Origin of the sequence: Virgibacillus flavescens (assembly GCF_050574275.1) — a bacterium.
GTDB lineage: Bacteria > Bacillota > Bacilli > Bacillales > Amphibacillaceae > Virgibacillus_F > Virgibacillus_F flavescens.
Genome location: NZ_CP192260.1, coordinates 87011 through 108569 on the forward strand (window position 1 = coordinate 87011; position 21559 = coordinate 108569).

General features: G+C 36.0%; 19 protein-coding genes. 5 read left to right on the plus strand and 14 right to left on the minus strand.

Annotation, left to right across the window (positions count from 1 at the left end; translation table 11 throughout):
• Positions 1 to 13: 13 nt before the first annotated feature.
• From VBD025_RS00395 to VBD025_RS00445, 11 genes are all read right to left on the minus strand, one after another.
• A complete protein-coding gene (locus tag VBD025_RS00395) occupies positions 14 to 1123 on the minus strand; it encodes a polysaccharide pyruvyl transferase family protein (RefSeq protein WP_430788228.1) in 1110 nt (369 codons plus the stop codon).
• An 81-nt stretch (positions 1124 to 1204) separates the two neighbouring features.
• Complete coding sequence (locus VBD025_RS00400) at positions 1205 to 1780, minus strand: class I SAM-dependent methyltransferase (RefSeq protein ID WP_430788230.1); 576 nt, start codon at positions 1778 to 1780, stop codon at positions 1205 to 1207.
• Positions 1781 to 1811: 31 nt separating this feature from the next.
• A complete protein-coding gene (locus VBD025_RS00405; protein WP_430788232.1) occupies positions 1812 to 2522 on the minus strand; it encodes a hypothetical protein in 711 nt (236 codons plus the stop codon).
• Positions 2523 to 2555: 33 nt separating this feature from the next.
• Positions 2556 to 3761: a UDP-4-amino-4,6-dideoxy-N-acetyl-beta-L-altrosamine transaminase gene (gene pseC / locus VBD025_RS00410; RefSeq protein ID WP_430788234.1), complete on the minus strand. Its 1206-nt coding sequence runs from the start codon at positions 3759 to 3761 to the stop codon at positions 2556 to 2558.
• Between the two features lie 16 nt (positions 3762 to 3777).
• On the minus strand, positions 3778 to 4722 hold the full coding sequence (locus tag VBD025_RS00415; protein ID WP_430791202.1) for a dTDP-glucose 4,6-dehydratase: 945 nt from the start codon (positions 4720 to 4722) through the stop codon (positions 3778 to 3780).
• Positions 4723 to 4815: 93 nt separating this feature from the next.
• Entirely contained in the window at positions 4816 to 6318 is a 1503-nt protein-coding gene (locus tag VBD025_RS00420; protein ID WP_430788236.1) for a hypothetical protein, read from the minus strand.
• Positions 6319 to 6334: 16 nt separating this feature from the next.
• Entirely contained in the window at positions 6335 to 6922 is a 588-nt protein-coding gene (locus tag VBD025_RS00425; protein WP_430788238.1) for a class I SAM-dependent methyltransferase, read from the minus strand.
• Between the two features lie 49 nt (positions 6923 to 6971).
• The gene (locus VBD025_RS00430) at positions 6972 to 8348 is read right to left on the minus strand and encodes a hypothetical protein (RefSeq protein WP_430788240.1); all 1377 of its coding nucleotides are present in this window, start codon (positions 8346 to 8348) and stop codon (positions 6972 to 6974) included.
• 158 nt (positions 8349 to 8506) lie between these two features.
• On the minus strand, positions 8507 to 9436 hold the full coding sequence (locus tag VBD025_RS00435) for a polysaccharide biosynthesis protein (RefSeq protein WP_430788242.1): 930 nt from the start codon (positions 9434 to 9436) through the stop codon (positions 8507 to 8509).
• Between the two features lie 1036 nt (positions 9437 to 10472).
• Complete coding sequence (locus VBD025_RS00440; protein WP_430788244.1) at positions 10473 to 11747, minus strand: surface carbohydrate biosynthesis protein; 1275 nt, start codon at positions 11745 to 11747, stop codon at positions 10473 to 10475.
• A gap of 99 nt (positions 11748 to 11846) precedes the next feature.
• Positions 11847 to 12524: a hypothetical protein gene (locus VBD025_RS00445; protein ID WP_430788246.1), complete on the minus strand. Its 678-nt coding sequence runs from the start codon at positions 12522 to 12524 to the stop codon at positions 11847 to 11849.
• A 306-nt stretch (positions 12525 to 12830) separates the two neighbouring features.
• On the opposite strand from VBD025_RS00445, the gene VBD025_RS00450 reads away from it, so the two are divergent.
• The 3 genes from VBD025_RS00450 (at position 12831) to VBD025_RS00460 (ending at position 15696) form a co-directional block, all read left to right on the plus strand.
• Complete coding sequence (locus VBD025_RS00450; protein WP_430788248.1) at positions 12831 to 13961, plus strand: hypothetical protein; 1131 nt, start codon at positions 12831 to 12833, stop codon at positions 13959 to 13961.
• Between the two features lies 1 nt (position 13962).
• The gene (locus VBD025_RS00455; RefSeq protein ID WP_430788250.1) at positions 13963 to 14379 is read left to right on the plus strand and encodes a Mov34/MPN/PAD-1 family protein; all 417 of its coding nucleotides are present in this window, start codon (positions 13963 to 13965) and stop codon (positions 14377 to 14379) included.
• A 579-nt stretch (positions 14380 to 14958) separates the two neighbouring features.
• Complete coding sequence (locus VBD025_RS00460; RefSeq protein WP_430788252.1) at positions 14959 to 15696, plus strand: CsxC family protein; 738 nt, start codon at positions 14959 to 14961, stop codon at positions 15694 to 15696.
• Positions 15697 to 15809: 113 nt separating this feature from the next.
• On the opposite strand, the gene VBD025_RS00465 is transcribed toward VBD025_RS00460, so the two are convergent.
• The 3 genes from VBD025_RS00465 to VBD025_RS00475 all read right to left on the minus strand — a co-directional run bounded on the left by VBD025_RS00465 (position 15810) and on the right by VBD025_RS00475 (position 19728).
• Complete coding sequence (locus VBD025_RS00465; protein ID WP_430788254.1) at positions 15810 to 17213, minus strand: hypothetical protein; 1404 nt, start codon at positions 17211 to 17213, stop codon at positions 15810 to 15812.
• A 73-nt stretch (positions 17214 to 17286) separates the two neighbouring features.
• Positions 17287 to 18102 (minus strand): CsxC family protein, encoded by an 816-nt coding sequence (locus tag VBD025_RS00470; RefSeq protein ID WP_430788256.1) that lies wholly within the window; start codon positions 18100 to 18102, stop codon positions 17287 to 17289.
• Positions 18103 to 18966: 864 nt separating this feature from the next.
• Complete coding sequence (locus VBD025_RS00475) at positions 18967 to 19728, minus strand: CsxC family protein (protein WP_430788258.1); 762 nt, start codon at positions 19726 to 19728, stop codon at positions 18967 to 18969.
• Positions 19729 to 19918: 190 nt separating this feature from the next.
• Between VBD025_RS00475 and VBD025_RS00480 the strand changes: the two genes are divergently transcribed.
• Both VBD025_RS00480 and VBD025_RS00485 read left to right on the plus strand, forming a co-directional pair.
• Entirely contained in the window at positions 19919 to 21109 is a 1191-nt protein-coding gene (locus tag VBD025_RS00480; protein WP_430791204.1) for a ParM/StbA family protein, read from the plus strand.
• Positions 21110 to 21121: 12 nt separating this feature from the next.
• Complete coding sequence (locus VBD025_RS00485; protein WP_430788260.1) at positions 21122 to 21496, plus strand: hypothetical protein; 375 nt, start codon at positions 21122 to 21124, stop codon at positions 21494 to 21496.
• Positions 21497 to 21559 lie beyond the last annotated feature (63 nt).

Sequence of the window (21559 nt, forward strand, 5' to 3'; positions counted from 1 at the left end):
GCATACTGTATTTCTATTCGGGAATGCCGCTTAAAAATGGTTTCATCCTCTTCTCCCATAGGTGATCAATAATTTTCAGTGAACTTATTGTTCTCTCAAATTGAGAATTTATCTCGTGATCTATCATGGCAAATACATCGTCAGAAGGAGGTATATTCCTGAAATCTTTCCTTCTTTCATTAGCAGTCCTCGGTAAAATTTCCGCCATTCCAATGGCAAAGTCCGGTGCAGCAGAATACCCCAGTCCATTAACTGTAGCGAGATGGCCAGTTGCTCTGCCATCTTCAGCAATCAATAGGCTTGGCTTGCGATTTCTTAAGAACCAGATATGAGCATGAAGTCTGTATCCAACATGCAGGTCAATATCATCATAATACGTTAAATTTTCCGCACCACCGGCTAAATCAATGATTTCAATTGGGTCATCTTCCCAACTTTTTGGTATTGCGTGATCTAATTGGCCAAAATATCCATGAAACACCAATTTAACATTGCAGGAATATATTTTTTTCAGTTTCAGCGCTATCTCATATGATTTCGAATAATGAAAAGCATTGTGTGGCATTGAGATAGCAATAGTATTAATTTTTCCAGGGTGCTTAAATGGCGTTTCTATTAAGTCTGTATCAAATAACCCCAAGTCTCCTGTGGTTCCAACACAAGAAATACCATTACCTCTTAAAACATTTTCCGTATAAATATCTCTGCATGAAATTCTGTTCCTGTCATTATTTTGGTTAAAAAGCCTTGTGAAGTAGTCCTTTTCAGTAGGATCCAACTCCAGAGTCTTTGACTGTGTGAGAGTGCCTGGGTATTGACTCCATCCGGATCCTATCGCATAAAAGGGTATATGATGATCAAGAGCAAATTTCAGATATACGTTGCGGTATTTCGGTGCAACTGGAATACCTAATGCGGTAGGTCTTAAAGCTGGGGCTAGTATTGCACTGTAATCAAGCTTTAACTTTTCTGTTGAGTTTTCACTTGCAATGTATGCGCAATCTACCTCAACATCTTTACCCTTAATCGCTTTTAGTAGTTTTATTAAGCTTTTTCCAAGTAAGTCATCTCCAGAATTTCTTGAACCTGTCGAAGGATACGTAGATAACATCAAGTATTTCATGTTTTTGCCCCCTAATTTCAACTAAGAGATAACCGGGCAAAACCTATATTTACAGTAGCTGAAATAATTTTTACTTCTCATTTATATTTTTTTACTGTTATTAAATACCATAAGAGGTCTCATACCAAGGTTTCTTATATTATTTGTATGAGTTAAGATCTCTGGATTTCTTGCCTGCAAATTATTCATTATGCCATTTACAAGATGACTATTACATCCTCCTTTGGCCTCTTCCATAGCGGAAGCCTCAATAAATGATAATTTTGAAGCATTTAACATTGTATCGATTATCTCTTCATAATTTTCAAAGTGATGCAAGATACTAAGCGCCAGGATTACGTCGAAATTCTCTCCTTGCATAATCCGCTTTAAATCTTTTACGCTTACATGCTGATTAATTAGCTTTACTTTATCATTATCATTTTGTTTTACAATTTCATTTATTTCACTATTTGACTCAATCATGGTTACGCTCGCGTCGAAATCTTCTGCAATTCTGAATGAAAAATAACCAAAGTTTGCGCCAATGTCGAGGACAGTGAACGGTTCATTAAAATGGTATTTAGTTAGATACTCCTTAATTTTGTTGTATCTGTTATCACATTCTCTCCTGCCCTTTTGTATAACCTTTCCTTTCACCCAAATATCCTGATACATAAACTTTCCTCCATTATTTGTTTACAAAATTTCAATTTATCAAGTTTAACCTTTCTGCTTTTTCCCTTCCGTTGTTAATAAAATAAGAATTAAATACTTTAACTGCCGTTTCCTTATTGTATTTACCATTAAGAATTTGTGGCCATGTCTGGACAGTTATTATGTCTATAACTCTTTTCTTGTCAGGTTGAAGTTTAACTTGTAGAGTTTTATAGCCTAAAACACTTAAAGCAGCCATTCGGTGTTGTCCTCCATTAAGTTTAAATCGGTAATCATAATGGTTTTTCAAGAAATGACCTCGGATATAACCATCCTGGTTCTCATCAGGTAAATAACCTTCTGAAGCTAAATTCTTATAAATGTTAATTGTTTTAAAGAACTCCTCCTTTACAAAGGTATCTGAATTGGGCCCGAAATGTTGATTACTACCCATTCTCAAATTAAAAGTATTTTCCCATGGCAATGGTGGCCATCCATTACAAATTGGTTGAAGATACTCATCATCTCCATAAAACAAGCAATTTTGGATAGACTTAGGATGAAAAGATTGATAATACTTGCTCAGTATAGATTCTTTGTAGTTAATATTTGGGTTGTTAATAAATTCCTTAATCGTTGCACATAAGTAATGCCAGCCATAATCCGTATACGAATAACCCTGCCAATCACAACACTTGCTTACATTGACTTCCACTATGCGAGATTGGCTATATAGGGCATCTTCTCCCTTTGGGATAGACATAAAAAACGTACTCCTTAGTAAGAATTGATCTAGTTAATTAGAATAATAGGAAATTACCTTTTTCACACCAGCTATAACATCGTCAACGTCCTGATCAGACATCTTCGGAAACAATGGGAGTGTAATAATTTCCTGGTAAATTTTCTCTGCCTGTGGACATATACTTTTCTTATAGCCTAATTGTTGGTAATACGGGTGGAAATGCACTGGAATGTAATGAACATTCACTCCGATATTTTCTTCTTGAAGCGCTTTAAATAATTCGTCACGATTTGTATTTAATTTGGCGAAGTTCAGCCTGATAAGATACAGATGCCAGCTGGAGGTACTTCCTTCCTGTTGAAATGGTCTAGTTATTTGACTCATTCCCTCAAATGCACGGTTGTATTTATTTACATACTCTCTTCGCTTTTCAAGAAACATTTTCAGTTTTTTCATTTGACTTAACCCCAAGGCCGCCTGAATATCAGTCATCCGATAGTTAAATCCAAGCTGATGCATTTCGTAGTACCATGACGCATGAACATCTTTGGTTTTGAATTTCATAGTATCGCGAGTTATCCCATGAGTCCGGTATTCCATCAACATTTCATAATAAGCTTCATCATTTGTCGTAATCATTCCGCCCTCACCAGTCGTAATATGTTTAACTGGGTGGAAACTGAACATTGTCATATCAGCGATAGAGCCGACCAGTCTCCCTTTATACGAAGCTCCGAGTGCATGTGCAGCATCAGCAATGACAATGATTCCTCGCTTCTTGGAAAATGATAAAATTTCATCGTACTCAGCTGGCTGACCTGTAAAATCAACCGCGATAATAGCTTTTGTGTTTTCATTGATAAGCGATTTGATGGATGCTGGAGATATATTGTAAGTACTAGGATCTATGTCAGCGAATACAGGGGACCCCCCCATATACAAGATGCAATTGGAACTCGCGGCGAAGGTCAGGGGACTGGTAATAACTTCATCATTTTCTTTAATTCCAGCTACATGACAAGTAGCATGCAGCGCTGCAGTACCACTTGAAAATGCAACAGCGTATTTTGCTCCTACAAATTCTGATACAGCTTTTTCGAATGCAGGAACTACCGGGCCTGTTGTAATATAATCACTTTTCAATACCTCCACAACAGCTTGAATATCCTCGTCGTCAATCCATTGCTTACCATATGGCAAATATGAATCTCTAACAGGTTTACCACCGTAAAGTGCCAGGGTATCCTTTTTAGTCATTGTCTATTCCTTTCTTTTATATTAGATTAGTAGACTTCACCCATTCTTCGGTTTTTTTAATTCCTTGCTCTAAACTGTATTCCGGTTCCCACCCTAATAATTTTTTGGCTTTACTGTAATCACATAATAACTTTGGTATTTCACTTTGAGGATGGATATGTGTAACATGAGTAATGGAATCTTCATCTCCTGATATTTGCTTTGCCAAATCATTAATACTTACGTCTTTACCAAGTCCGGCATTAATTATTTCTCCATTCACATCGTTAGAGTATCCGGTCTCAACTACAAATCGAGCGCAATCTTCTACGTAAAGGAGGTCACGAGTTTGCGTTCCATCACCGTAAATCTGTAACGGTTTACCAGCCAGTTTATTCTTTAGAAAAATAGCTACAACGCCACCTTCACCACCTGTCTTCTGGTAAGGTCCGTATGTATTAAAAGGACGGATAACAGTCGCTGGAAGATTGTATGCATGATAATAAGACAATACCATGTTCTCAGCAGCGAGCTTTGCACCAGCATACGGCGATGCGGGTTTGGTCGCATTGGCTTCCGTAATTCCATCCTCCCCGATCGCCCTTTCATAAACCATACATGTACTCATAAATACAATTTTTATTTTGTTTTTTTTGCACCGTTCCAAAATATTGAATGTGCCACTTACATCATTTTCATAAGTGATTCGAGGACGATCAATGCTGTCCTGTACATTTATGCTTGCTGCCAGGTGATAACAAATATCAAATTTATTTATAAACAAATGATTAAGTACACGGATATCTTTTATATCTCCGTTAATAAACCCCATAAATTTATCATGGTGAATCAAACCCTCGAGGTTTTCTTCTCTTCCATTAGAAAGGTCATCTAATACCCAAACAAGATGACCATCTTTTAATAAGCGATCCACTACCCACCTTCCAATGAATCCTGCGCCACCAGTGACAAGAGCCTTCAATAACTTCACCCTCTCCTCAGTTTCATTTACCTCCTAAACATTCTATTTGATTTGTTGACGATATATTCATGCAGACAAGTTATTAAAAACAAATTAGCTTGTCAGCCTATTAATTAGTTTGTTAAGCCGCTCACAAGATACACCTGAATAAGGATAAGCAAAGTGAATAAATTTGTTTCTCATCGCCTTGGCAGAACTATTCCAAGCTGAATCATTAAAATAGCTACTAATTAATTCTGCAAGCTTTCGTGGATCAGTTTGAACCATTTCTCCAAGCTCATTATAATATCCTGTGTAACTCGGAAACTCTTTGTGCAAAATAAACACGTTTTTCTCTGCAAGCATTGCTTCTAATCCAACAGTGGACGGATACGATACGACTAGATCAACGTTCCGAATAATATCATAAAGACCATATTCTCCTGTAGAATGAACGAATGGGTACTCCTCCGTTAATAAATGAGGATTATTGCTTGGAAAATCTTTGATAACTATATTTACGTCTAGCTTTTCTGAAATCGTATCGATTAACATTCGCCACCTGCCAATACCTCGGTCTCCTCTGACAGCAATCATTAACGTTTTCTTCGCTGGATCCAGTCCTAAGTTCTTGTCAAATTCTGCTCTGCTTATTTTTGAACGCTTAAATGCCTGATCGAATCTCGGATGACCGATTATTTCAAGCGCATCTTCGGGAACACCTATTTTTTTATACCAGTCCACCTCAAAATTACCGTACACTGCATCGATAGTTGCGATTTTCGGTATATAGCCAAACTCACTTGCAATAATTCCATGCTGCATACAAATAGTTGGTATCCCCCTCTCCGCTGCTGTCAGAGCCAATATCCGGCATATAAAACTATGCGTTGAAGATAGAACGATACAGGACACTGGTACATCATTCAGAAATCTGTTTGACTGATCGATACGGTTGATAATCTCGGATAGTTTCGTTAAAAAAGCGGTTTGAAATTTCTGGTCGTTATAAAGATGATGTTTGCTATAAGCGTTGAAAATTGCACGTGCTCTATTTTGCACTTGCTTTACAGCATTTCCTGTGTCAGTTGCATAATTACTTAGATAGTTTACAGGTATCTGATTTGCCGTTTCATTTATAACAGGAGTCTTTTTTTTAACTTTAATAGTGTTTGAAGTGGTAATTATTCTGGTTTTTTTAATACGCTCAGAACTAGTTGATTTATTGACGTTTTTTTGTTTGTTTTTACTGCCTGCCATTAGTATCATCGTTTTAGATGGCTTAAAATAATTGTTTAACGTTTTACTTGGAAAACGAAGTATTGTATCAACATTTAATACTACCTTTCCATGTTTATTTTTGATTAATGATTTATTTGTGTGTTCTTGAATAAACGTATTAAATGCCACTTGAATTTCCTTCTGATCATTCACTTGATTCTTTAATTGATGTGTAAAATTTTTGTCAGATAAATTATTCCATAGCTCTTTATTACTTCTTATTAAGCTGGGAAAGTGACATAGATAGGATAAGGAAAAGCCACTATAAGTCAGCTCTTCAAAATCATGAAGAAAGTCAAGGTATAAAGACCAATAATTTTTAACGTAGCTGTTCATAATATCCTCCTATCCATCACTTTTTAAAAACTCTAATTGTATAAGACTTCAATCCTATTTCTTTGCAGTGGTTCTCCTCTACTTGTTTTAATCCATATTTCTCAAATACTTCTTTATAGTTTCGTGGAAATAATCGCCAGTGCTCAAATTTTTCAGATTCAACAATTATTAAATAGGAACCAGTGATTCTCGTCATCTCTTCAAAAATCCATTCACTGTCTGGATGAATATGTTCTAAAACAGCCATTGTAAAAACGAGGTCAAAATGCTTGGAAGGAAGCTTTTTAATTGTATTTTCGATGGAAGAGTGAATGATTGTAATATTATCTTTTAATAAAGGGTACGTTTTGTTAAGTTCAACAATTGCTTGTTCACTTATCTCAATTCCTGTTAATTGTTTAAAGTTATTTTCATACAAGTAATTTAAATTTCTTCCTACATTACATCCGATCTCCAGTATGTTCTCTTTTTGAGAGATATACTTTTTCACGTATTCAGTTAAAAACTCACTTCTTTCCACTTTATTTATATACGTTTCGTGGTGGTTTTGAAGTTTCCAGTAATCATGTATTTCCTTTAAGGTCTTTTTCTTTTCGTCACCCATTTTTTGTGCTCCTTTTATAGTTTATTACTCTTTAGAATTAACTTATTAACTAGCTAGTCAGCCTATTAATTAATTTCTTCAAGCGTTCACCAGACATACTGAAATCGGGATAAGCATGAGAAAGAAACTTAATTCTTTTCGTTTCAGCATAATTTTTCCATTTTGGATTTATAAAATACTTAATTATCAATTTCCCCAATTTATGTGGATCAGCATGAACCATTCCTTCTAAACCATCATAATACCCCGTATAACCTGGGAACGTTTCATTTAAAATGAACAAGGGTTTTCCAGCAAGCATAACTTCTAAGCCGACTGTAGATGAATACGCAACGACGCAATCAACGTTTGGAATAATATCGTACAGATCATAATTCTTTGTAGAGTATGCAAACGGAAATTCATTGGTTAGGGAATGAGGAAGTTTACTTGGGTAATTTTTAATCAATATATTAACATTCACTTTTTCTGAAATAGTTTTAATTAAAGTTCGCCATCTATTCACATCCTGGTTATTACGTATAACTACCATTAAGGTCTTCTTATTTCTATCTAAACCTAGATGACGTTCAAATTTGGAACGATTTATCTTAGGTCGATGAAATGCTTGATCGAATCTTGGATGGCCAATTACTTCAAGAGAATCCATAGATGCTCCTAACTTTTTATACCAATCAACCTCGAAATTGCCATATACAGCATCAATTGTTGCAATTTTCGGTAAATAACCAAATTCTGCTGATATAATACCATGTTGCATACAAATTGTAGGAATCCCCCTTTCTGAAGCAACTATAGAGATGATACGGCTAATGTAACTATGAGTAGTTGATACAACGATACAAGAGACGGGAACACGATTGAGAAAGCTTTTACACTGTTCAATTCGCTTTATTATTTCAGATATATTATCTAAAAAAATATTTTGAAAATTTGTATTTGTATACAGCGGGTGGTTTTTGTGAGATTTAAAAATCGCTCGAGCTTTATTTTGTAACTGCTTAACTGATTTTTCTGTATTACTTGTGTAATCATTTAAACTTATGACTGGTATCGAATTGTGTCTTTTCGTATTTTCAGCTTTCTGTTTAACATTCTTCTTTGTTACGATTTGTATAGTTGTTAGTGCTCTGACTTTTTTTCGCTTCTTATTACTGATTAATGTTGTTTTCTTGTCTCTGAGAGTGTTTATACCAGCACTGATTATCATTGTTTTAGAAGCGTCAAAATCGCTTAAGATATTTCTTGGAAATCGAAGTAGTTTATCAGCATGTATTACTATCTTCCCGACGTTACTAGTAACCAATGGCTTTTTTTGATGGGACTGAATAAATAGTTGAAATGCCGCTTGGATTTCTTTTCGATCTTTCACACGACTAGTTAATTGGTCACCAAATTTTTCATCAGATAAGCTATTCCAAAGCACTTCATTACCCTTGACTAAACTGTAGAAATGACCAAATAAATAGGGAATGGAATACCCGCTATAACTCAATTCTTTGAAATCATTAAGAAAATCAAGGTATAACGACCAATAATTTTTTAAGAAAGTGTTCATAGTATGCTCCTAACTTTTCACTATTTTTAAATTAAATCCGCTTCCTTGAGTAATATTCGCAACTTACTAACGCCCAGTGGTTCTTGACTCATCGAGCTATACGTTCCTGGTGTAGCTTTTATTGCATTCGTATATCCGACGTCCCGTGTTGAACTTCTGGGTATGATATACATTTCCGGTAATTCATAGGCGACTCTTGATTCGTCATGAGTCATCAATTCTTCATACATCTTTTCTCCTGGTCTTAGTCCCATTACCTCTATCTCAATTTCGTCACTTTTCATGTTATGTTTTTTACACGTTTCTTCTATCAAAACAGCTGCTAAGTCTCCCAGGTTTATTACTGGCATTTTTAGTACAAACACCTCTCCGCCATTCGCTTCCTTTAGCGCTTTAATAGTTAATTGTGTAGCCTGCTTTAGGGTCATCATAAATCTTGTCATATCGCTATCGGTAACTGTGATTTTCTTATTCTTGATAATTTGTTCTGCAAAAAGGGGCATCACCGAACCTCTTGATCCCATTACATTACCGAAACGCACGCTTACGAATATTGTCTGTCCTTCAGCTTTGTTAGACTCAGCCGAAGAAATCAATCTTTCTGCAATAAGTTTTGTTGCACCATACGTATTAGTAGGAGATATAGCTTTATCTGAGCTTGTGAATATTACCTTTTTCACTTGTTGAGCAATCGCTGCTTGAATCACATTATTCGTGCCCTGAACATTTGTCTTTACGGCTTCATACGGGTTGTTCTCGCATAAAGCAACGTGCTTCATCGCAGCTAAATGAAATACATAATCAATGTCCTGCATTGCAGCGAACAAACTATCATAATCACGGATATCGCCAATTATGGAGCGTATTTTATCATTATTTCCTAATTCGTTTTGAAGTTGGTGCTGTTTAAATTCATCCCGCCCAAAAATCCTTATGACCTGTGGATTTTCTTCCATAATAGTTTGTACGATACTTTTGCCTATTGTTCCAGTACCCCCGATAACTAATATTTTTTTCCTTTAAAATACACATCTATTCCTACCTTCATATTTTGAATATTCGTTTACTGTAAGGAATTTTAATACAGTTCCAGTGATACTATTTATATTCCAATCAGATACAACGGTTAAAGACTCTAACCTATGAATTGTCTTTTTCTTAAATATAGACAAAAGACATTGTGCCTTTAATGGTTACGATAAAAAAACTAAGTTGAGGAAAACTTAGCTTTGGAGGGAAGTATTAAGTTAATCACTCAACTTTCGCATTGCTCCCTGAATAATTGAATAACCCGCAATCCATTGTTGTAGTTGACGTGAAATCTCTATACTGCGACGTACCTCTAGTTTTATTTCCATTGCTGCCGTTCAGGATCGCTGCGGGCGGATGCTTTCCGCGGGCACGGCTTCAGTCTCCTTGCCCCGACAAGGGGTATGCCGACGTTGTCCGCAAAGGACGGTTTTAGTTAGCACTCCTCTTAAGAATTCTTTTCTGCGGGGCTTTCAGACTCGTGCTGTTCCCGCAGGAGTCACCGCCCGGAACGATGCAGGACTGGTTAAGTGTTTTATGTTTATGTTCTTACTAAAACCAATGCATATGGAAATAGAAGAGCTATCAGGTGTGCAGTTAATAAATCCTCGACATCCATATTCCGTCTAGAGATTGGAGCGGATGGAAGTCGACTCCTGCGGGAGGACAGGCATCGGTGAGACCCGGGAGTGCAAAGCATGAGGAGGCTCACCAGCCGCCCTAAGGTGCGCGACTGCCATCAGCGGAAATCTCGTTGCTGTCATATCGCAGCATTCCCAAAGTGGTACGTTATTTCGCAGTTTCCATCTACTACGAGAAAAGTAACTAGCAGCATATTTTAGGAATAGACATATTTACACCCATGTCACGTAACTTGGCTGCAGTACTGCTGTTCATTGCGTTCTTCATGAATAACTATGTGCGAAAGTTAAGTTACTGAAGTAAGCAGCCAACTTCGCAGAATCATTTTTTGTGGAATTTATATAGATTTCTACCTAACTTGGTTATTATAATCTGACTATGCTTACCTTCTATCACGTCTAACTTATTAAAGAAAACTTGTATTTCTTCTATGGATAATGAGGGAAAGTAGTGCTTCACTTTTTTATTTTCTTTTAGGTAAAATGTCTTCTGAGGTGGGATGAATTTTCCGGAATCCATCGGAATCTGGATTTTGTTTAATAAACGCAGTATAGTTTCGTAGGAATAAACTTGATCTGACCATTTACAATAGTAATGCAAACATTTTTCACCCTCGGCGATTTGCGTTTTATAATCACTGCTGACATAATTATTTTCACTTAATAGATTTTCCAGTGTTGCGTTAACTTCTTCTATTTTAGTAACTTCAACTCCTAATTTATTTGGCAGCGCTAAATCATGTTCATTTGAGGTAACAGGAAGAAAGGAAATTATTGGTTTTCCAAGTAAAAAGGCCTCTATACTGGATGTACAACCATTTTGTATGATTACGCTCGACGCCAAAATCCATTTAATAATACTTCCCTCGTGAATCACATGTACATTATTAAAGGAAGAAAAAGCTGTGCGGTAGGAGTCAGCGTTTTCGCCGGGATGCGGTCTGATGACGAAGTTGGTATCGGGGAATTTTTTGCATGCAGCATTAATCATTTCCACGAAGCTATCATATAATTGTTTAAAATATAAGAATTGGGGATCTTCTTTATGTTTACTATGTGTTGAGTTATAGATTGAAAATCTTGTATTAATTAATATAAATGCACCATATTCATTCCTTAATTTTTCAGCATCCTGATCATACAGCGATTGGAACTTTGACTTTAATAGATCGAATCTGGGATTCCCGACAATACTGCACTTTTCTTCATACTGCGGATTACTACTGGTAATAATTTTGTGTTGAAATTTCCCCCAGCAATATTCCTGGTTTACTAAATCAAGCATCTCGAATTTCATTCTGTCAGATAAGTATCCAGAGGTATTATTCATGATTAAACCTTCCTCATCTAATTCCACTATTACATGACCGTTTTTTTTAGCATTCGTTATAATTCTTTTTCTGAATTTATTCGGATATCCTTTAGAAAAAAAGATTCCGTTTGGGTAAACTGCTGAGGCTGACTCAACCATCCTGTGTTCACCTAAAATGACTTGATAGCCTTCTTCAATTGCATAATATGCTACTAACAGCTTTGCATCCAGTTCTCTAACTTTGACTTCCACAGGCAAATACAACCATCTTTTATTGTTTTTCATAAATGTTCCACCCTTCGCCCTTTAAGAAATATGTATATATTGAATGAACTTAAAAAAATAAAGAGAGGATTAATTCCTCTCTTTATTGATGTCTTGGTCTTATTCGTGACGTGCGGCATCCATAGTAGGGAAGACCAATGGGCATTGAGGTGGAATAGTTGGCGCTGGGCATGGAGGGATTGGAAGCATATCTCTTGGCTCACAAAAGTCTGCTACAATCTCAAGTGTTACATCAAATGTTGATTGAATGCTTTGACATAGACGAACACTTACAGTCACATCAAGTTCATCAGGTGTTGCAGTTGTAGTTGTATCACATGTAGCTGTACATACAAAACAGTCTAAAGTTGTGTAAGTTACATCAATATCTGTGCCTAATGGAGCACAAAGAATTACTTGTTCACAACGTGTGAATTCTGCACTGCCAACTTCAACAATTCCTCCTCCAAGTGCTGCTATTAGTTGTACAAAGATGGTTACTTCAAAGTTCTTTCGAATATTAACCAGTTGTAATGTAACTAGTGCACCGTCAATAACAAATTCCTGATCCACCCGATCCAGTATGACAATTGGGTCTACTGCAGCAGGAGTAACTTCACAAGTTACAGTATCAATATCGATATCCTCACACTCTAATTGAGTACCATCAGGACCAATTGGCAGCTCTAAATCATTCAAGGCAAGATCAAAATTCCCTTCGTTAAGAATCCAATCATACACCTTCTCTGTGTTAATACATAGGAGTTCCTGACCTCCAGTTAAATTTTTTGCTTGCATAATCGCAAACACCTCCGAATATTTTTTTCTTACAATTGTAGCTTATGCACGAATGCACTAAGCCGTATAATGAGATAGCGGAATTGTCATGATATTTATCAGGTTGGGCGAATATAAATAATCATGACACCATTCTTCTCAATCAGAATTCAAATACATGACTTTCTTTAGCGTGAAGCTAGTAAACTGTACATACGATTAAAATATGGAAAAGTAGCGTATTCCGTGATTTTCAATTTTGCACATTTGTCACGTATTGGTGTTTCATCAATAGTATATTAATGTGCAGTAAAAGGGTGATTCGAGATGAGTCGATATAAATTATATTACGCTGATGATATCGAAGAATTGAAACTGACGCTTGAAGTTTACAAACATACATTGGAAACAATAAAAAAAGACGAAGTAGTAGAAGATATTCTTAAGATGAAAAGAGCGTTTTATGATTTAAATTTAAAATTGTCAAAATTAAAAGGAGAGATGAAGATTATGGAAGAGAACCATCATGAAAAAATAACGGAATATGAACATGAAAAACAAAACCTATCCGTTCGCATCAAAACAGTTAATAATTCGTTAAGTCAACTAAAACAAGATGTTAATAAAATCATGGATATGGTCGAGCAGATGCGTTCTACGGAATTGCACGAAAAGATGAACCACGTGATTAGCAAACAGGATGCTAGTTTAATAGAAGAAAAAAGTGAAATCGATAAACTAAAAGAAGAAATATTATTTTTGAAAGAACACATCCAGCCAAATACTTCAACTAATTATGAGACTACTGGACACCCATCCCTTCCTACTATTCCAATTCAAGACGCTGTCAGACAACCAACACCTCCTAGACAATCAGAATACAGGCGATTACAAAACATGATTCAATCGTCGGGGCAAATTGAGCAGGCCACAAGCAAAAAAAAAAGTAACATGATAAATAGACCTAATCCCAGTAAATCAAACTCAAGTAAACAAAGATCTCATCCAGTTGACTTTTCCGGTGACGTCCAACTTAACGTTCCAATGAGTAAAGGAAAGAAGTCTTTTCGTCATGCTGACTATGATCTGAATAAAAATATTATCACATCAACAAATAAAGAAAGTAAAAAAAAAGTTGAAAACACTAATGAACAAACACCTTCCTTAACTGCCGATGAAGTAAACCCACCTATACCCACTGACGAACACCCAGTAGAGGAGAACCAGGCTGATCAAGTGGAAATTATCCCAGAAGCTGCAACAGAACAACCAAAAGAACCGGAAAGGGCACAATCATCCTACAAGAAATTCTTTCAATATTTAACAAATGAAACTAAGGATAACAATCCAGCTGGAAATACAGAAGATCCTAATAATAACAATGATGACCACCAACACGATGAATCCAACAGAAAAACTGAATTCTCCTCACTTTTTTCTATTTTCAGGAAAGATTAACATGAGTAGTGAACGGTTGAATATTCCTCAAGCTATATACGATCAAATGCTGGCACACGGAAGAACTACTTTACCCTTTGAAACGTGTGGCTTGTTATCAGGCAATAATGGCAATGTACAATCCATTTGGAAATTAGAAAACGAGTTGAAGTCAGACAGACGTTTTTTTGTAGGAAAAGGAATAATTGAGGAAACCATTCGGGAAATTAAGAGCCTGGATGAACAGGTACTCGCCATTTATCATACACATCCCACTACAGCACCTGTTCCTTCATTTTATGATATTACCAACCACCCAGATGAGGTTGTGAAAATGGTGATTGTTTCTTATAAAACCATGCATCCAATTACCAAATGTTACAACATATGTGGTGCTAACCATCAAGAGTGCCTTTTTTGGTTAGAACCATCATTATAGTCCAATCTTTAAATGTAAAATTATACTATAACGCAAAAGGAGTTGATGATTTTGAAAGCAAAAAAAGTGAAAAGTAAACAAACTAACTATAATTATGTGCAGACCACAAATAAACCAATTGTTATAGATTCGTCATCCATAAAAAGAAAACCTTTAAAAAAAGGCGGCTGTTGTGGGAGAATAATGTAATCTATCAACTTTGTGTTACCTCCTCCGAATAGGACGGTTTCTAAAATAATTTACTTTCCATAAATAAGGAAAAGGACCGGGCAGAGCTCCCCGGTCTTTTTTCCATATCAGAGAACATCCGATAGGATATACTTCTCCCTGCAGTCTCTAGTAAGTTACTTCAGATCTCTGAAAAAGGGGTTGATTTAAAGAATTTATCTTTTACTTCTTGAAAAAGAAATGCACTTTTTCTTCGTGCACTAAATGTGTTAAACCCCACAGACACACGTCCACGCCAATTAAATTTTAATTCATAGATTATAGAGAGGTCGAAAGAAACTTGTCTTTATTCTATCAAGACTAAAGAATTAAGTTACTTTTGACGGACAAATTTATTAAGGAGTGAACTAAATGAAGAAAAATACCAGATGTGGGAATGGTCATAACGGATGCCCTTCACTACCTGCTACTAATAAAGCAAAATCAAGAAGCATGCCAAGTGAGTTTTTTGTATTTAGTGGTGGAGAAGAAGAAACAGTCATTCTTGGTGATGTATTCATTCAATCGCTTACTGAAGCAGATTTTTATCTTCCTACGTACGCAAGGGAAATTAAACACATCAAGAAAAACGTGTCGTTAACACAATGTCACGCACAACCTGATATCTTTGAAGATAATGTTGTAAAGTTATTTGTTGAGGGTATTGTGCACAAGAATATTCAATACGTAGAAGGTAGCTTTGGAGAAGTAAAAGACTTCAGTATTGATATTCCTTTTCAGGCGTATGATCGAATTACGTTAACTAGCGATGTAGAAGCACCACTTGGATTTCCATTTAGTGTAAAAGACAATGTTGTTCAAAGAAGACAGCTTGCTGAAGATGGAATGGGTGCAGATCGTTGTCAGTTCGGATCATTAACCTTTGAGTTTAATAATGAACCAATTAACTGCAAACTACTTGCATCAGCAGTTAACCAATGGGATATAACCAAAAACTTCGATAACTGGGGAAGGTTTAATAAGGTTACTGAAAAAATGGATATTGTCCTTGCTGTTCGACTTACTCAAAAACAATCCGCTAATGCTGTTGTACCAGAAACAAATACGAATGATATCTACAACAAAATCAAAAAAATTACGAGGCAATAATAACTGATGCAGGTTAAGTAACTATTTAACAATCCTATTAGCACTGTACTTCACAGTGCTTTTTTAAATTCCAGAAGCCAAACAGTGCAATTTTAGAAATGATAAGTCAACAATTAGGACTTATCATTTCTAAAGTCAGCCATATGGCCGATGGAGTTTAGGTTAATAAATTGTTGCTGTAGCAAATCAATGGAAACGTTGGCTCTACCTTCTATGTGAAGTTTTGGTGAATCACTTTGAACTTCTGAATTATTATGCCAGATAAAGTTGATGCTTCGTAAATTTTCTTCAATATGGTCGGCAAAGGTTTGTGAATATTCATAGTGAGTGCTGGTCTCATGACCATGCGATTGGAACGTATACTCTTTTTGGTCGTTCACTGCCTCCTCAGGAGAAGTTATCCAACTAACATCTACTACTTTATCCCAAAGGATAGGTAATTTTATTGTGTGCAGCATTTTCGTTTTTTCGTTTACATATTCAACTTCAGCTATGAGTACCCCTTTAAAAAACACACGATTTGATGGTAACAATGTACGCATAACTAAGGATTCAATAGACCAATCAATTTTTGTCACATTTTCTACAGAACATGTAAAATCAAAGGAACGAAGTATATCGATATCAAAATTAACCTTAGCAAGTAATACAGGAAGCTTTACCCATTTATTTTTTTCAACCTTAGTACAATGTTCGATAATCGTACTTTCTGTTTTATCTTCACTCGCTTCGTCACTTTCATGTAAAGCTTCTTCACTTGGTAATTCTTCCTGATCAGTGGCTTGATCTGTTATAGATGAAGGTTCTTCTAACATAGATGTAAATTCTTCTACCAGGGAATCTTTTTGCTTACTAGAAGCATCGATTTCTGATTCAGTTTTAGCAAAAGGTTTATCTTTAGTTGATTCCTCAACATTTAATGAAGCCGAATTCCCCTCAGTGTCACCATCTTTTTCAGATGGTGACACTTTATCCTGAAAAGAAGAACCCTCATTCAACAGATTTTTAAACTCATCCAGAAGAGAACTTTCTTGCCCTTTACCTGCGGATGATTGGTCATCTGCAACAGAAATTATTTCATTTACTGCTTCGCTTTCTTTCTTATTGGGTGAATCCAGTTCATCATTAGCAGCGATTTCATCTTCTAACACAGGTTCCTGACTGGTAGAGAATTGTTCCGAATTAATTGAAGACTTATCTTGAGTAGCAGACCGTTCTTTAAACTTAAAATTGAACTCGGTCAGAGACTTTGGAGAACCTTGTTTTTTTCTATTTACTGGTTTAGATGTCTTTTTTGGCTTGGGATCTAACTTTTTATAATAATAATCCATATCTCTTTTTTCTTTAAACTCTTGATCCAGTACTTTCGGAGGAGGAAAAATTACAGGCTTTGAACTAGTTTCACTGTTTATATTTGGTGAATAAAATACTTTCTTGGTTTTTCTGGATTCCCGGTCATTCATTTCACCGCTATCAGAAACGGACGATTGTCTTTTTTCAAAATTATTATGTTTCATTCCCCTTAAAAAATGCTGTATTTTCAAGCATCTTTTTTAAACTCCTCCCTGCTTTTTAATTGCCTTCTCACCCTTAATCTAAATCAAAATCAAATTCATGATCACATTCCAGTTTGCAATCCTGCTTAATCGGTTCACAATGATCATCATTTGTTGTTGATGTAACACGTATTTGTTGATTTTGCAGAACTTTTAGCACAATATCCAGTACCATTTTTTCTTCGACAATTGTGAAATACCCTTCTGCAAAAGGCGAACTTTCAGGTAGTGGAAGTCTATCAACTGCTTCATCCCACTCAATTATTTTACTGGAAATTAATTCACAGAATGGAAGTTCATTATAATATTGGCTACTCTCCTGGTGAAATTGAGAAAGATCACTGGTCAGTAATTTATCTTTCTCAGGAAAACCTGATGGAAGGGCTTTTGATACAGTGAAATCAAATTCTTGCCGATTATTAAATTCAGGCATTACGGGCATAGATAGGAAATCCTCGATCTCCGTAACACATTCAAACGGAATATCAATTGTATAAGAATGCAAATCAGATGCAACGGAATGCGTTGAACTTTTTTCAATTTCATTACTTGGGCTAGCGTATTGAATATTTTTCCGGACAAAACCTTTAACAAATAATTTATGAGTAGGTAATAGTAATCTGCATTGGGTTAAATTCACGCGTTTCTTAATGTCTTTTATTTCTAATACTGGTTCGGGAAAGGTAATCGTAGCATCTAAATTTAATTCCAAGGATAGTTCTGCTAGAACAACAGGTACTTTTGTAATTATTTTTCCAATGCTTGTGTGTGGGCTAACTGGCTGATTCCTGCATTCATTTATATTAGATGTTACTTTACATTCATTAAAATTTTTATTTGTCTCTGACATTTAAATTCCTCCTAATAAAATATAGGTTATCGTATGTATGTCAGATGACTATGTTTGGGCTGGTGTCATGGAAATCTAAAGTTTTTTGGACGTTTACCCATATAATCGTATGCTTGTAGCAATCTAAGGTACGTCTTTTTTCCCCTAAAGAGAAGCAACGGATGTAACCTCTTTTTAGTTAATGAATATAACATATATATAACTATTTTTTAGACCAATATCTTCTTTATTACTAGCTGTGTTTCTTAACAGCTTAACTTTCACATATAAAAATGCATGATGAAAATTTATGTATTGAAATATTCCTGCTTGACTATGTCGTAGTTGATGTAAACTGCGACATAACTTACCACCTTAAGAATGCTGCGATATGACAGCAACGAGATTTCCGCAGATGGCAGTCGCGCACCTTAGGGCGGCTGCCATCCGCTCCAATCTCTAGATTATAGATTGATGTCACGTTATATAAGATCCGATCCACCCTCGATCGCTATATCTCTTTCAGAATGCAATAGTTTTCATAAGTAACATAGACGTAAAAGCTTTACCAGTCCTGGTGAGCGGAGGGCGGTGACTCCTGCGGGAACAGCACGAGTCTGAAGGCCCCGCAGAGTGCTCTTCTCGAGGAGACTGAAGCCGTGCCCGCGGAAAGCATCCGCCCGCAGCGATCTGGACGGCACCCTTAGACCATTTCTTGGTAATAACTTCGCAGTATAGAGATTTTGTGTCAATTACTTTAATAATGGAGTGTGGGCTTATTAGGGTGTTTCAGGAAGCTTTTCTTATTTCGGTCTGCGAAAGTTGCGTTAAACAATTAAAAAAAAGCATTATCACCAGCTAGTGGTGATAACGCTGAGCTACTGCCTACAGAGCATCAATGCGTACTTGTTGTGTTTGAAGTACTCTTACAGTAAAGTTCAAGTTCATTTTCTCAACAATATGATGGAAATAACCTTCATCTTCTGGACCATCTCCAAAAGATTGTCGGTCTGTTGCTTCATCCCATTCAAGAATACTGCTTGATACAAGTTCACAAAACGGCAGGTCATTGTATGCTTGTGTACTTTGTTGATGGAATTGCGAAATATCACTTGATTGGTACTGATCCTTTTCTGGGAAACCAGATCCTAGTTCTTGTGCACGATAGAAATCAAATTCATTTCTAGTAGTTCGTACAGGTAATAGAGCTGGTGAATCAAGCGTAACGGTTGTCATACACTCAAAAGGTACTCTTGCTGTTAATGATCTAATTTCTGATGAAACACATGATCCAGACGCATTGTCACAAGGGGATGGGGATGCATATTGGATATTTTTACGAACAAACCCTTTTATATATAACGGGAATGGTCCATCATCAAAAGTCGAAGCAGCTGCAGCAGAAGGCGTCAAAAGACGACATTGAACAATCTCTACTCTTTTTTTGATATCCTTAATTTCTAAAACTGGATGCGGAAAAGTAATATTAGCAACTAAACTACTATTTATTATAAAGTCTCCTAAGTTTACAGGGACTCTAATAAGTCGCTCTCCTAACGGAGTAACTGGAGTATCAGTTGGCGTATTCGTACAACTATCAACAGAAGCTGATTGGTTAAGGTTTACACATTTTTCTTTATTATTCACTTTATTTCCTCCTTTATAATTAACCTCACCTTATTCTATGCAGCAAAGTCTATTAAGCATGGGGTCTTGTATCAGTTTGAATGCGGATTTTGATACATGCTATTAAATTTATGGTAGGCAATAATAAAAATTGGGTACTAGCACAGAAAATTCGCTTCTGCATAGAATTTAAGAGAAGGAGGAGAATATGATGAAAGCTAATAATATTCTTGCCATTGATATAGGAAATAGCTGGTATAAAGGACTTACTTCAGAAAATGGTGAAATTGCTGAGTACCAAATGCCCAATGAAATTGCACTGTTTAATGAAGAACTTTATGAAAAGCCTTATGATGATGGGGATGTTGAACTTTGGGAAAACCTGATTGTTGAAATCAAAAGTCCCGCAGTCATTGATAAGCGAGAGATTTTTTATGTGGGTAAGGCAGCTGCAAAACAGAGAAATGTAAGCTTCACTTCTTTTAATAACCAGAAAGTGGATGAATCACGTACTTACATTTTACTTTTTGCGATAGCAGCCTATCATGCACTAGTGACCAATCCCTATGAAACAGAAATAAACTATGAGATTGACCAATTGGCTGTATCACTTCCAACCACACAATATAAGGATAAAAAAGATACATTTAAAAGTAATTTAATGGGTGCACACACGATAATTTTTCACAAAGTTCCTGAAGTGAAAGAACCAAAAGAAGTGGTCGTTAAGCTAAATATTAACGATGTAATTATTGGAGCCGAGGGAGCTTGTGCATATTTAAGTTTGACACGTGATCAGGATACATTATTAATTACGAATGAGTCACTAGTCGAGGATTCGCTTAAAGGGATTGTTATTGGAGACTTAGGTGGAGATTCGGTGGATTTTGTAGGAATTAAGAATAATAAACCGGTTGCATCTGTTGAAGGTGAGTCGTTTGGAATCAATCAATTCCTAGATATTATTATTCAAAAAGTAAGTAAGAATGAGTTGTATCAGTTTAATTCGAGATCCGAACTGGAAGAAAAGCTAGTCGCAGGACAATCAGAGTGGTACGTGGAACCTTTTGCAGGTGTAAAAAAAGATATAAGTAAATATATCATACCGCAATTAAGGTCAATGGCAATCAAGTATTTGGAGCATTTTGACCGGGTACGCAGCAGCTCAAGCGAAATAAAAGGTGCTGCGCGCTATATAGCGGTTGGAGGAGCAGCGGACATCGCGCAAAGTCAAATTCAAGAAGCGGCAATCAAATGGCAAGAAAGAGGACGTCCAATTGATTTATATTTTCCTGAAAATATGGCAAAACTCAACGTTTTAGGACTGATGATTTTAGCAAAGATGAATCAATTCAAGAAAGATCAAGATAATGTCGAAGAATTAATTCTAAAAAAAGGCTAAAGGGTGATGAAGATGTCAAGGATATATACGGATTATCTTAATGAAACAATACTAACTATTCCTGACAAATTCATCGATGTCAAAACAGGAGAATCCTATGTTGTTTCACCAATAACCCAAGAACAAATTGCGTACCATTCCAAAAATAATACGCTTATACATCTTGTGTTTTCTGCACTTAACAATTACCTTCAACCCCAAGTAGTCCAAAGTGCAGGATCGAAAGAACTAATGATTGAGTTATTAGAGATCAAAAAAATGATGCAGCGTGGCTATCTTATACAAAATGATTCCAAACTTGCTGTAACTTCTGATAGTAAAAAGTTAGTGGCAGACGAACTAGACATGAATGACATCGAGGAAATGCTTGAGGCATTTGGAGGATAGAAAATAGTAGTATGTATAAAAGGTGAACCGAAAAATATGGTTTACCTTTTAATCAATCATTTA

Coding starts and splice junctions, on each gene's coding strand:
- VBD025_RS00395 (WP_430788228.1), bottom strand. CDS start 1,123: ATGAAATACTTGATGTTATCTACGTATCCTTCGACAGGTTCAAGAAAT.
- VBD025_RS00400 (WP_430788230.1), bottom strand. CDS start 1,780: ATGTATCAGGATATTTGGGTGAAAGGAAAGGTTATACAAAAGGGCAGG.
- VBD025_RS00405 (WP_430788232.1), bottom strand. CDS start 2,522: ATGTCTATCCCAAAGGGAGAAGATGCCCTATATAGCCAATCTCGCATA.
- pseC (WP_430788234.1), bottom strand. CDS start 3,761: ATGACTAAAAAGGATACCCTGGCACTTTACGGTGGTAAACCTGTTAGA.
- VBD025_RS00420 (WP_430788236.1), bottom strand. CDS start 6,318: ATGAACAGCTACGTTAAAAATTATTGGTCTTTATACCTTGACTTTCTT.
- VBD025_RS00425 (WP_430788238.1), bottom strand. CDS start 6,922: ATGGGTGACGAAAAGAAAAAGACCTTAAAGGAAATACATGATTACTGG.
- VBD025_RS00435 (WP_430788242.1), bottom strand. CDS start 9,436: ATGGAAGAAAATCCACAGGTCATAAGGATTTTTGGGCGGGATGAATTT.
- VBD025_RS00440 (WP_430788244.1), bottom strand. CDS start 11,747: ATGAAAAACAATAAAAGATGGTTGTATTTGCCTGTGGAAGTCAAAGTT.
- VBD025_RS00445 (WP_430788246.1), bottom strand. CDS start 12,524: ATGCAAGCAAAAAATTTAACTGGAGGTCAGGAACTCCTATGTATTAAC.
- VBD025_RS00450 (WP_430788248.1), top strand. CDS start 12,831: ATGAGTCGATATAAATTATATTACGCTGATGATATCGAAGAATTGAAA.
- VBD025_RS00455 (WP_430788250.1), top strand. CDS start 13,963: ATGAGTAGTGAACGGTTGAATATTCCTCAAGCTATATACGATCAAATG.
- VBD025_RS00460 (WP_430788252.1), top strand. CDS start 14,959: ATGAAGAAAAATACCAGATGTGGGAATGGTCATAACGGATGCCCTTCA.
- VBD025_RS00465 (WP_430788254.1), bottom strand. CDS start 17,213: ATGAAACATAATAATTTTGAAAAAAGACAATCGTCCGTTTCTGATAGC.
- VBD025_RS00470 (WP_430788256.1), bottom strand. CDS start 18,102: ATGTCAGAGACAAATAAAAATTTTAATGAATGTAAAGTAACATCTAAT.
- VBD025_RS00480 (WP_430791204.1), top strand. CDS start 19,919: ATGAAAGCTAATAATATTCTTGCCATTGATATAGGAAATAGCTGGTAT.
- VBD025_RS00485 (WP_430788260.1), top strand. CDS start 21,122: ATGTCAAGGATATATACGGATTATCTTAATGAAACAATACTAACTATT.